This is a genomic window from Sinorhizobium sp. 7-81 (assembly GCF_030124405.1).
Classification (GTDB): Bacteria; Pseudomonadota; Alphaproteobacteria; order Rhizobiales; family Rhizobiaceae; genus Sinorhizobium; species Sinorhizobium psoraleae.
The window spans coordinates 1-10,823 of sequence record NZ_JASKLT010000038.1 but is presented as its reverse complement, the minus strand read 5'-3'; the positions used below and the strand labels follow the sequence as shown (position 1 = coordinate 10,823).

8 protein-coding genes and 8 pseudogenes are annotated in these 10,823 nt (G+C 58.5%); 11 read left to right on the top strand and 5 right to left on the bottom strand.

Annotated features, from left to right (window positions below; translation table 11 throughout):
• Positions 1-42: 42 nt before the first annotated feature.
• Both tnpB and QN224_RS32975 read left to right on the top strand, forming a co-directional pair.
• Positions 43-201: pseudogene (gene tnpB / locus QN224_RS32980) on the top strand (IS66 family insertion sequence element accessory protein TnpB); the annotation flags it as partial.
• A 72-nt stretch (positions 202-273) separates the two neighbouring features.
• Positions 274-1,612, top strand: a pseudogene (locus QN224_RS32975) (IS66 family transposase); the annotation flags it as partial.
• A 27-nt stretch (positions 1,613-1,639) separates the two neighbouring features.
• Here the strand turns inward: QN224_RS32975 and QN224_RS32970 are convergent.
• Positions 1,640-3,652: pseudogene (locus QN224_RS32970) on the bottom strand (recombinase family protein).
• Here QN224_RS32970 and QN224_RS32965 point away from each other — a divergent pair.
• The 5 genes and pseudogenes from QN224_RS32965 to QN224_RS32945 all read left to right on the top strand — a co-directional run.
• Positions 3,640-4,007: pseudogene (locus tag QN224_RS32965) on the top strand (transposase domain-containing protein); the annotation flags it as partial. The pseudogenes QN224_RS32970 and QN224_RS32965 sit on opposite strands and share 13 nt — an antisense overlap.
• Positions 4,007-4,312: a hypothetical protein gene (locus QN224_RS32960; protein WP_037069814.1), complete on the top strand. Its 306-nt coding sequence runs from the start codon at positions 4,007-4,009 to the stop codon at positions 4,310-4,312. The pseudogene QN224_RS32965 and the gene QN224_RS32960, both read left to right, overlap by 1 nt.
• A 24-nt stretch (positions 4,313-4,336) precedes the next feature.
• Positions 4,337-4,957: a histidine phosphatase family protein gene (locus QN224_RS32955; protein WP_283980097.1), complete on the top strand. Its 621-nt coding sequence runs from the start codon at positions 4,337-4,339 to the stop codon at positions 4,955-4,957.
• A 314-nt stretch (positions 4,958-5,271) separates the two neighbouring features.
• On the top strand, positions 5,272-6,042 hold the full coding sequence (locus QN224_RS32950; RefSeq protein ID WP_283980096.1) for an SDR family oxidoreductase: 771 nt from the start codon (positions 5,272-5,274) through the stop codon (positions 6,040-6,042).
• 207 nt (positions 6,043-6,249) lie between these two features.
• On the top strand, positions 6,250-7,191 hold the full coding sequence (locus QN224_RS32945) for an aminotransferase class IV (protein ID WP_283980095.1): 942 nt from the start codon (positions 6,250-6,252) through the stop codon (positions 7,189-7,191).
• Positions 7,192-7,482: 291 nt separating this feature from the next.
• Here the strand turns inward: QN224_RS32945 and QN224_RS34210 are convergent, their stop codons facing one another.
• Positions 7,483-7,761, bottom strand: a complete 279-nt coding sequence (locus QN224_RS34210) for a transposase (protein WP_369292629.1) — start codon at positions 7,759-7,761, stop codon at positions 7,483-7,485.
• Entirely contained in the window at positions 7,718-7,885 is a 168-nt protein-coding gene (locus QN224_RS32940; RefSeq protein ID WP_283980094.1) for a hypothetical protein, read from the bottom strand. The genes QN224_RS34210 and QN224_RS32940 overlap by 44 nt, the downstream gene beginning before the upstream one ends.
• Positions 7,886-8,104: 219 nt before the next feature.
• On the opposite strand from QN224_RS32940, the pseudogene QN224_RS32935 reads away from it, so the two are divergent.
• Positions 8,105-8,281: pseudogene (locus QN224_RS32935) on the top strand (electron transfer flavoprotein-ubiquinone oxidoreductase); the annotation flags it as partial.
• Between the two features lie 22 nt (positions 8,282-8,303).
• On the opposite strand, the pseudogene QN224_RS32930 reads toward QN224_RS32935, so the two are convergent.
• Positions 8,304-8,564, bottom strand: a pseudogene (locus tag QN224_RS32930) (IS3 family transposase); the annotation flags it as partial.
• A gap of 191 nt (positions 8,565-8,755) precedes the next feature.
• Between QN224_RS32930 and QN224_RS34020 the strand changes: the two are divergent.
• Positions 8,756-9,166: a zinc ribbon domain-containing protein gene (locus QN224_RS34020; RefSeq protein WP_283980093.1), complete on the top strand. Its 411-nt coding sequence runs from the start codon at positions 8,756-8,758 to the stop codon at positions 9,164-9,166.
• Positions 9,167-9,471: 305 nt separating this feature from the next.
• On the top strand, positions 9,472-9,681 hold the full coding sequence (locus QN224_RS32920) for a hypothetical protein (RefSeq protein WP_283980092.1): 210 nt from the start codon (positions 9,472-9,474) through the stop codon (positions 9,679-9,681).
• A 422-nt stretch (positions 9,682-10,103) separates the two neighbouring features.
• On the opposite strand, the pseudogene QN224_RS32915 reads toward QN224_RS32920, so the two are convergent.
• Positions 10,104-10,319 (bottom strand): annotated as a pseudogene (locus QN224_RS32915) (transposase); the annotation flags it as partial.
• Positions 10,320-10,563: 244 nt separating this feature from the next.
• On the opposite strand from QN224_RS32915, the pseudogene QN224_RS34015 reads away from it, so the two are divergent.
• Positions 10,564-10,823 (top strand): annotated as a pseudogene (locus QN224_RS34015) (IS110 family transposase); the annotation flags it as partial.

Sequence of the window (10,823 nt, the reverse complement as noted above, 5' to 3'; positions counted from 1 at the left end):
GCCCATGCGCGATTGCCTTGACCTGCAGCGGATCGGCAATCACCACTCCTATTCTACAAGATTCTCGAGCGCGTTTACTTTCCTTGGCCGACGGCGAAAGATGGTGTTGCGCATCTGACGCAGGCTCAGTTGTCGATGCTTGTTGAAGGGATTGACTGGCGCCGCCCAGCGTGGACTTCCGCCCCTGGCCGCACGGGTTAAAAGCTATATTTTACAGGGACATCCGGGGCAAAGCGCTAGTGCTTTCGCTGCAAATCGGCTATGTTTTTGGGCATGAAAGCACCGCCGCTGGAGAGTCAGGACGAGCTATTGGCATTGCGCGCGCTCGTCGCTGAACAGGCGGCGAAACTTGAGAGCCAAGAAGCCGAAGTCATCAAACGCGACTCGATCATCGGTCTGCTGCGCGCGCAGCTGGAACTGCTCCGACATCGGCAGCACGGCGCATCCTCGGAAAAGATCGATCGGAAGATTGAGCAATTCGAACTGATGCTCGAGGAGATCGAAGCCTCTCGCGCCGAGGCTGATGCTCGTTCCGGAAAAGGCCTGCTGCCAGATCTGGATGATAACCCCGACAAGGCGAAACGCAGACCTCTGCCGGATGGCCTTCCAACTGAAGAGCGGGTGTACACAGCGCCCTGCAGTTGCCCGACTTGTGGTGGCATGTCCTTCCTCAAGGCGGCCGACAAGGTGGTCCAGGTGATGGAGCATGTGCCGGTTTCTGTGAAGATCGTCCGGCATATCGAGAAGCGCATGGTCTGTAAGGACTGCGATACAACGGTATCGGGTGAGATGCCGAGCTTGCCGATCGAGCGAGGCAAACCTGGACCAGGACTGCTCGCACACATCAAATTTGACGATCATATCCCACTCTATCGTTTGTCCGAGATGTACGACCGGCTGGGGGTAGACATCTCCCGCTCCGTCATGGCGGACTGGGTCGGTCGCGTGTCAGTCTTGCTGGCCCCGCTCATCCTGCTGATCAGAGCCCATATCGCGGCCGTCGATCGAATACACACGGACGATACCCCGGTCGATGTCCTCGACCCAGGACGAGGAAAGACGAAAACCGGCAGGGTCTGGGTCTATGTCTTCGATGGCAACGGCTACCAGGATCCCACGCCCGGAGCGATCGCCTATTACTATAGCCCCGACCGAAAGGGCGTGTATCCGGCTGAGACACCTCGCTCACCTCAGCGGCGTAATGCATGCGGATGGGTATGCTGGCTATAGCAAGCTTTACGGCAACGAGATCATCGAAGCTGCCTGCATGGCGCATGTGCGCCGCAAGTTCCATGATGTGATCAAGCTCAAGCCATCTCCGATCGCCGACGAGGCTCTGTCGCGCATTGGTGCACTCTACGATATCGAGGATCGTATCCGCAGCATGTCGGCTGACGAGAGGCGAACACTGCGCCAGCAACACGCCAGACCCATTCTGGCGGACCTTAAGGCCTGGATTGAAAGGACGCTTTCGACGCTGCCGCAGAAACAGAAGCTTGCAGAAGCGATGCGATACGCTCTCTCGCGATGGGCAGCTTTGAGCGTCTACGTTGACGATGGCCGTGTCGAAATCGATACCAACATAGCTGAGGGCGCCATGAGGCCACTTGGCGGACCTGATTCATTGTGCACTCCCTCTCTAAGTGTCTGTAAACATTGGAAGCGTCTCCGTGTCAGTGGTGCGACGCGGGCGACCCTTTCGGGCTATCGCGGCCTGAACCGTCGCAGAAGTAAGGTCGCTGACGCGGATTTGATACGGCGCGCCGGGAACCACCTGCTCGGCAGACAACACGTTCGTCTTGATAAGGTGGCGTATTCTGTGGTTCGTCACGCCCAAGGTCGCCGCCGCCTCTGTCATGGTAAGCCATTCGCCCTCTTTATCGGCTGATTTTGTACGCGTGAATGGCACGGACCCGCCTTACGGAAGCGACCCGGTGTGCGGTCCAGGTTTTTCCTTGACCCGTGAGCATACCCATTCGATTGAGCGACGCGGCGATATGTTCATCGGGCCAGCGTCCTGCCATGCTCCGCATCACTGCCAAAGCATCTTCCGTTGTGGCGCAACGTGTTCACCGCTCTGAGGCTTGCGCACTCTCAGTTCCGAGTGCTGACCGCCTTTCCAGTGGATGGTCAGCACCACGTCGCGCACTTCATCGTCAACATCGACAACAATGTCGGCGATCAATGTACGCAGCAGTTGCTGGCGCACGCGCATGGTGACATCCGGCGACTCCCAGGCCGCCTGCAGATTGTCGGCGAGGTTTGCGAAAGTGCCTGTGTCAACTTCGATGGTTGAAGGACTATCTGCAGGCTTGCGCACTTCCAGATCACGGACGCGGCGTAGCGCCGTTTCCCAATTCTTCTCAAGCTGTGCAGCAATCAGGCGGTTGTCTGGATCGCATGCCGCATAGCGGCGCTCGGCGAGGCTTGCCTCGTAGCGGGCCTGCCGCAGTTCCAGATCGTGAATGTGGCGCTGTTCTTCCTGTCGCTCCCGGTGCATCCGCTCTGCTTCAAAAGTCGCCTCGATCGCTAATGGTTCTACCGCGCGCAACAACTCGCGCGCAACCGCCGCATCGACCTTCGAGCCGCCGAACGTCATGCAACGGGGCAAGCCCATCATCAGGTTCTGTTTATAGCAGCGATAGACAGGATTTTGTGGATTTCCCGTATAGGCAACACTCAGTCGCCGTCCACACCGTCCGCAAGTCAGGAGACCCGACAACAAGGCTTTGCCGCCGCGGCCCGATTTGGTTCCGCCCGAACGACCATAATTGTTCAGCGCCAGTTGCTGTTGGTTGCGCTCGTACTCTTCCCAACTGATGTAACCTTCGTGATGGTCCCGGATCATCACTTCCCAGGTGCCGGCCGGCTTGCCGTGCCCGTAGCTGCGCCGCGCCCTCCCATCGACGATGGCTGTCCGCTTCTCGCTCTTTCCATAGACGTAGACGCCGGCATAGAAGGGGTTCTTCAGGATGCCGATGACATTCCGGTAACGGACTGGCGTCCAGACAAAGCTGGTCATGCGACCTTCGTCCGACGGCCGCGGGAAGTGGATATTGTCCCGTGTCATCGACAATAGCACCTGGCGTGCGCTTCCAAGCTCACGGAAGCGTGCGAAGATGGACCGGATCACGTCCTGCAGCCGCAAATCCGGATCAAGCCCGAGCCCCGCCTCTCGATGCCAAATGTACCCGAACGGAACGGAAAGTCGCAGTTCGCCACGGCGCGCCTTCGATCTGGCGGCATCGAGCATCCGGGCTCTCAGCACGCCCAGTTCGAACTCGCTGATACTGCCCTTCATTCCCAGCAGCAGCCGATCGTTGGGTCGACACGGATTGTAGACGCCGTCATGGTCAATGACGCGGGCTTCGACCAGGCCGCATAGTTCGAGCAGGTGATGCCAGTCCCGACCGTTGCGCGCAAGCCGTGAAGCATCGAAGCATAAGACGGCACCAACTTGGCCAGCGCATAAAAGGGCGACAAGACGGTCGAAACCAGGGCGCGCGACAGTTCCGCTGGCAGAGCGCCCGAGGTCGTCGTCGATGGTCTCGATGTTGCTGAAGCCGTGTTGTCGCGCAACGTCAACAAGATCATACTGCCGTCGCTGGCTTTCCAGATTTGTCATGACCTGCGATTGCGAGGATTGCCGCACGTAGACGATGGCTTTGCGCGCGAGCAGCGCTGTCGGAATCAAATCAGTGTTGCTCATCGTTGAGCTCCTCGACGACGAGGCCTGCGGCCTGCATCAGCAGGCAAGCCAGCGTTGAAATCGCCTTCTTGCGATTGCAATTGGAAGAAAAAATTGGCTCTTTGCCGGGTCAGACAAGGGCGGCGAGCGCATCGGCAATATCCTGACTATCATCGAGACAGCTAAACTCCATGGCCACAATCCAGAGGCCTATCTGACAGACGTCCTGACCAGGATCCAGAGCCATCCGAAGGATCGACTTGAGGAACTGCTCCCGTGGCAGTGGACTCCGGCAAAAGACCGGTACGAGGCTGCGTGATGGCACGCTCAAGGATCATCTATACCCTCAAAGAGGTCGCTGAGATGATCGGCGAGAACCTCGAGTTGATCGAAGAGGTGACCGCCAACTCGGATAATATCAGCGAGGGCGAATTGCTTTATGTCCGCGACGGCAGCGAATACGGCACAAAGGGCCTGACCGAGAACGGCGTGGACGAGCTCCAAAATCTCCTCGCCGACATACGAACATGGGATGGTGGAATCCGCCAGTTCCTGGTCGATGAACAATGCGATCCGGATGTGGTCGAACGCGTTATGGCAGACGAGATGAAACGCGGCCTATAATATCGGCCTCTCGACCAAGCGAAAATGCCTTCGCCAGACGCTCACACATCATCAGTGATTTGGGTCGCCCGAAAGGAGGACGTCCCACTTGTTCGCGAAGGTGAGGAGCAAGCAAAGTTGCTTGCGGCCACCTTAAGAAACGTCCACATTCGCCCGACTGCAGTTTATTGCGGGCCGTTACTCCGAACGAGGAGATTTGCTTCCGTCATCCTGGAACAGATTGGCTTGAGCTACGCGCCAATCAACGACGAGCGGCTGGCGGAAATAGACTATGGCGCCTGGGGCGGTCTTACCAATGAGGAAATTCTCGCACGCTACGGAGCAGATCAGTTCTTGGCGTGGCAACGTGAAAGCCGTTGGCCGGCCGGAGCCGCGTGGCAACCTAGTGAAGACGCAGTGCTCGAAGGCGTCCACAGTTTAGTCAAGGACATCGTGAATAAACACGATGACGGGGATTCCATCAATCTTGTCTCGAGCAATGGAATCTTGCGCTATTTTCTCAAGCTGGTGCCAGGCATGTTCGAGCAGCAACTGCATGCGAGCGAAGTGAAGGTCGCAACTGGCCGTGCCTGCCTGATCTCCTATGAGCGGGCAAAGTTTCACATCAGCTGCTGGAATAAAGATCCGCGAGTAGCTTTTGTATGACACGTCAATCTGCGGGGGCATGTGCGGGCGTCTGAAGGCTTCAATTTTGCAAGCTTGATGCTCGACAATATTTTACAAAGCCTTTGCTTTACAGGAACAGGCCTCGGCGGCACTTTCTTCTCTAGCCGGACAGGGCTTCTAGTATCGAACAGCTCAGCAGCGTCTTGATGTCACTCGGCGCTGTATGTTGGACCGGCAAGTCAGCGACGCCATTTGGCATGAGCCGCGGTCACGGCGATAGTTCATTGTCGCGAACTATCCATCAGCCACGACGCGCAAGAGATTCGTCCAATTTGGAATCGGAGAGGATCGCCATGTACTTGGAAAAATTTAGCCTCGATGGACGCGTAGCCGTGGTCACAGGAGGAGGCAGGAACATTGGGCTTGCTTGCGCGCAGGCGCTCGCTGAAGCGAGGGCAAGGGTTGTGATTGTGGACATTGATGAAGATGTGGCAAGTGAAGGACTTAATCAGCTCTCACGACTGGGTTACGAGGCCGACTTCATGCGCATGAATGTCGCCGATCCGCACGACGTTGCTTCTGCCACTGAGAAGATTGTCGACCAGCACGGCAAGGTCGACATTTTGGTCTGCAACGCAGGTATCGGACGAAGCGGAGTTGCTGCGGAAGACGTCGAAGACGAGCGATGGTTAGAGGTCATAGATGTCAATTTGAATGGAGTGTTTTGGTCCTGTCGCGCATTTGGCCGACACATGCTGAAACAGGGCAAAGGTACTATCGTCAACGTTGGATCGATGTCAGGTCTCATAGTGAACAAGCCACAGCCGCAGGCCTACTATAACGCATCTAAGGCAGCAGTTCACCACCTAACTAAGTGTTTAGCGGTAGAATGGGCGCGCAGAGGCATTCGGGTGAATGCTGTCGCGCCTACGTATATCGATACAGGCGAGAACCGATATGGTCGTTGGGACGACCGACTGTTTCCTGTTTGGATGGATCACACGCCAATGGCTCGACAAGGGCGCTGTGATGAGATCGCCTCTGTTGTTCATTTCCTCGCTTCCGATGCTTCAAGTCTGATGACGGGGAGCATTGTGTTGGCTGATGGCGGCTATACTTGCTGATCGGATTACTACCAGCATCAGGAGATCAAGTGGGCATCTCAAAGTGGCGCTGCACTCAAGGTGTTTTGATCAGGGCGTCCCAATAATTGACGAGACGCACAGGGAACGTGCAGCCGGACCTGCCACGTGGCGCCTCTGGCTACGCAAACAGCTTAATCGACACTCTGGTTTCGGAAACTTTTTGAAAATGGAGGCGGACGGCGGGTCATGACGGATGGGTTGATTTACATGGACGGGCGGATGCTTGCGTCTGAGGAGGCGCAGGTGCCGGTCGTGAGCGCGGGGGTGAAGTATGGTGCGAACGTCTTTGAGGGCCTGTGCTATTACCAATCGCATTGTGGCGCGGGACATGTGTTCCGGCTTCGCGAGCATCTCGAGCGGCTTCGTCAATCAATTACGATCATGCGCCTCGACGCAACCTATAGTGATGACGACTTTGAAGCGGCCATCCGCGAAAGTTTGGAGGCGAATGAAATCCAGCAGGACGCCCACATCCGGCTGTCGGTGGTCGTTATGGGCAAGGGCGGCTATGATGTTCGGGGGCCGACATCGCTTATCTGCATGGCGACCCGGCGGCCGGCGGGACGGCTGGCGGAGCGTGCGATAGCAGCCTGTGTGAGCTCATGGCAGCGTATTGGCGACTTGAACCTGCCGCCGCGGATCAAGGCTGGGGCGAACTACCACAACAGTCGCTTTGCATTGCTGGAAGCCTTGGAGAATGGCTACGACGATGCCATTCTTCTGAACGCCGCGGGAAAGCTATCTGAGGGAACGAACGCGTGCTTTATGATGATTCGCCAAGGCCGTCTGATTACGCCGCCGGTCACCGCCGGCATTTTGGAAAGCGTGACGCGGGACACACTGCTGCGCTTAGCGCAAGAGAAACTAGAAATGCCGGTGGAGGTCCGCGAGATCGACCGGACCGAAGTATACGCGGCGCAGGAGGCGTTCCTCTGCAATTCATTCGATGGGGCGAGGCCGATCACTGAGCTCGATCGGATCAAAATTGGCTCGGGACGGGTCGGTCCAGGCACGCAGCGGCTCTGGGATTGCTACGATCAGGTCGTGCGGAATATTGACAGTAGCTACGCTCACTGGCTCACTGCACTCCCCGATCGTGAAGCCGCTAGCCCAGAGCCGCCCCGGTGACTCCAATATGACGGCGTGCGGCAAATGACTGATGAAAAGCTTCTGGAGAGTCATGGCCGCGCGGCATATGTAATCCATGGAAAGCTGACCTGATGTGGTAGACGGCTTTCGCTCCCCGAATCGCGAATGGGCCAATCGTGGCTGCGAATTCATATAGTTGGGATAGAAGACGACAGCACCGTTTGGCTGAAGCGCAAGGATTTCATGGTAGCTGGCATCCAAATCAAAGGCACGACCCGTTTATTGGGCTCATTGGAGATCCTATTGCGCAGGCAAAGTCGCCAGCTGCAATCAATCCGATTTCTGCGCAAGGGGCGCCGATATAGCGTGCGTACCAGTACACGGATCGGCACAGCATCTGGTTTCGCCGATCCCCAGTTCGATCGCCCGCTCTCCGGGCCGCGGTCTTGGCTGCTGGCGGCGCGCCGACGGTTCCTCCTCCGCCTCGATCACCGCTGGCACAAAAATGGGCGGCGAAGCCTTCTCCTGCTGGCGTCTGGCCAGACGCCGCGAAGTGAACAACTGTTCAGGCGACAGACCATGCCGCCGCGCAACCGCGCAGACCGACATCTCGCCGACGTAGCTCGGCGACGACCCGCTCCTTTTCCTCGTCGCACGCCGGCCCGGTGAATATCTCGAGCCGTTGCGCCGCCTGATCGGCCTTGGTGCCATGCGTAAACTCTGTGATCGTCATATGTCGGAGCCCTCTTTGGGCCCGAGAATCGACGATCAAACGCTGATCCAAAAGGTGGAGTCAAAACAGCGCTTACCGCTGTCGCGCCAGCCGCGCTCGATCGGTTCATCATTGGCGCGGCCGCTAGCGATCGCATCGGCAAGCTTTTCCGCCAGCAAGATGCTTGGGCTCGTCTGTCGCTGGCTCGCCACACATCCCGAGACGCTCCGCGTCGCCGCACCCGTCATCCGCGGCACCTTCGAGGGGCGTCTCTCCTATGGCGACCGCGCTGTCACGCAGGGCGGCTATCGGTCGGTGCTGAAACCTTCCTTCCCCTGCGGCGCGCTGATCGGCTGCTCGGCCGACTTCGTCAACGTACCGCTCATCAAGGGCAGCCACAATGCGGTGCTCTCGGGCAACCCAAGCCGGGATGACGCGGCCGCCCGACACGCTCGCCAGACAGCGAGTTGTCGACCACGGTGGCAAGGCACTCGCGACTGAAGTCATCGAGGACGCAAAGGACACGAAAGCGCCTGCCATCGACCAGCGCATCCGAGACGAAATCCAGGCTCCAGCGCTGGTTCCGTTTCTGTGGGACCGCCATCGGCGCGCGTGTTCCCAGCGCTCTTTTGCGGCCGCCGCGCTGGCGCACGGTCCGCCGCTCCTCCTTGTAGAGCCGGTAGAGCCGGTGCCGATCTACGCGTCGACCCGTACAGTGCCGCGCCGCGACCGGCATGGCGGACTGCGCTGGGAGCGAGCGACGGTCTCGGTGGCGGCTGCGATCCTGAAGAATCCCGCTTACGCCGGTGCTTTCGTCTGTGGACCAACCCCTGAGCGCCGTCTCGCGTGAAGGTGGCTCACCGGCCAAAAAATGCCGAAGCAGATCGGAGAGTGGCGGATATCGTGAAGGATCGCTGTCCACGCTGCATCGACTGGCCAACCTATGAGAAAATCCGCGATATTGTGCGAGACAACCGAGCCGAATACATGCGTAACAAAACCAGAGGTGCTCCGCGCGATGGCGAATTGCTGCTGCATGGCATTGCTTGGTGCGGCCGATGTGGCCACAAGATGTATATTCGCTACAAAGGTGGCGGAGAATACGTGTGCAATCACCTACACTCCCACGCTTGTTTGCCGGACTGCCAACGCATCCGTGCTTCACCGATCGATGCCGCTGTGGCCGGCGCGTTCTTGGCTGCGCTGGCGCCTGCCGAGCTTGACGCGGTATCGCGGACTCGGCAGGCACAGCATCACGTGAACAAAGCCTTGCGCGGTCTCATCCTGATCGCCGCGCTATAGTGGCGCTGGCGTGGAACGTGAGCTTGAGAGCAAGCGCTACGCCGCGGCGGTGCCAGATCGCCAGTTGAATCGTGTCGATCCTGATAACCGGCTGGTCGCCGCCAAACTCTAGCGTCGATGGGAAGCAGCGTTAAGCTAGCATCGCGCCGCCGAAGAACCTTTGCCCAGCAAGCATCGACTGAACCGAGCAAGTGAACAGTTTTAGACAAAGACCTCAATAACAAGGTTGTCGCGCTGTTCGACAGTCCTCCCCAAGTCTGGGCCAAGGACACTACAACGGACGCTCATCGGAAGGCGCTGTTGCGGTGCTAATCGAAAAGTCGAACCGCGGTGAGCGCGACATTGCTTTGGCGAGGGTCGTGTGGGGAGACGGAACGGTAACTGACTTCGAAGTCAAAATCCAGGTTAGTTGCGTCGCCAAGCTGACGCGCGGCGAAGAACTGCGCGCGCGTCTGCTGGATCTCGCTCGGATGGGTATGCCTGACGACGAGATTGCCGAAAAGCTCACGCGCTAAGGACACCACTCACCCAATTGTGCGGACAAGGTCTTGCCGATTACGGTGCAACGCGTCCGCCTTGGCGCCGGCACCCAAACGGCGGCGCAGCGCACCCGCTGGATGCACGAGCCTACCTTGCTCAGCGCCGTAGTGCGCCCTCACCTCGCTCGCACAGGTGAGATTGAGAAGAATGGTATCGAAAACAGCATCGACCGTGCGTACCTCGCGTCCGCAGAGAAAGTCGGCGGCGTGGCTGCGTCGCCGCGAGCAATAATACGCGGTACGAATTCGACGTGAACCTCCACCGTCGTGAGTACGAGCACTCCTTCGGCTGCGGTTTGCTCTACAGTCTCTTCGAGCAAAAAAGCGCAGGGATTATGTCCCAGGAGATGGTGTAGCTTTCGGCGTTTGCCGTGCTTTCGGACGGAGCCGGGAATGGATCAGCTTGCCGCAGCAGGCAGGCTGATGAGCGGATCATCAGCTCATTGCGGCGATGGTCTCAAGAGACAAGTATCTGGAGCGCTGGACGGCCACTCGTCATTCTGTTCGAGCAAAAACGCGCCGACGAGGCGGAGAATGGCGTCGTCATTCGGAAAGATGCCGACGACCTCAGTCCGCCGATTGATCTCTCCGTTGAGGCGTTCGATGGGGTTCGTAACCGGTATAAGAATTTCGGTGCCAACATCCGGCTGCGGTTCTGAAGATCGTAGCGTATGGTGCGACCATCCGGGACAGAGGCACCGGGAGCACGAAGGTGCGGGCAGGCCGATGCATTGGATGAGCTGCGAGCTCGTGTTAGTAGCTGGCCGCCTCTGCGACTCGCCCGGTTGCGCCGAGAGCGCGGATCCGTAGTTGTCGTGTCCCCCGCCGCTCCCGTCACTCGATCTGACAGGAGCTGCCGTGCGTCGCATAATCGGAATCGATATCCACCGAACGTTCGGTGAGGTGGTTTTCTGGGAAGACGGCCGGCTTCGCCATAGTGGTCGTGTTGATATGACGCGAACAGCCTTGGAGGGACTTGGCAAGACCCTCTCGGCAACAGACGAAGTGGTGACAGAGGCAACTGGGAACTGTATGGCGGCGTCCCGCGTGCTCTCGCCGTTTGTGCAAAGAGTGGGTGATTGCCAATCCGCTGCAGGTCAAGGCAATCGCGCATGGCT

Coding starts and splice junctions, on each gene's coding strand:
- QN224_RS32960 (WP_037069814.1), top strand. CDS start 4,007: ATGGCACGCTCAAGGATCATCTATACCCTCAAAGAGGTCGCTGAGATG.
- QN224_RS32955 (WP_283980097.1), top strand. CDS start 4,337: ATGCCTTCGCCAGACGCTCACACATCATCAGTGATTTGGGTCGCCCGA.
- QN224_RS32950 (WP_283980096.1), top strand. CDS start 5,272: ATGTACTTGGAAAAATTTAGCCTCGATGGACGCGTAGCCGTGGTCACA.
- QN224_RS32945 (WP_283980095.1), top strand. CDS start 6,250: ATGACGGATGGGTTGATTTACATGGACGGGCGGATGCTTGCGTCTGAG.
- QN224_RS34210 (WP_369292629.1), bottom strand. CDS start 7,761: ATGTCGGTCTGCGCGGTTGCGCGGCGGCATGGTCTGTCGCCTGAACAG.
- QN224_RS32940 (WP_283980094.1), bottom strand. CDS start 7,885: ATGACGATCACAGAGTTTACGCATGGCACCAAGGCCGATCAGGCGGCG.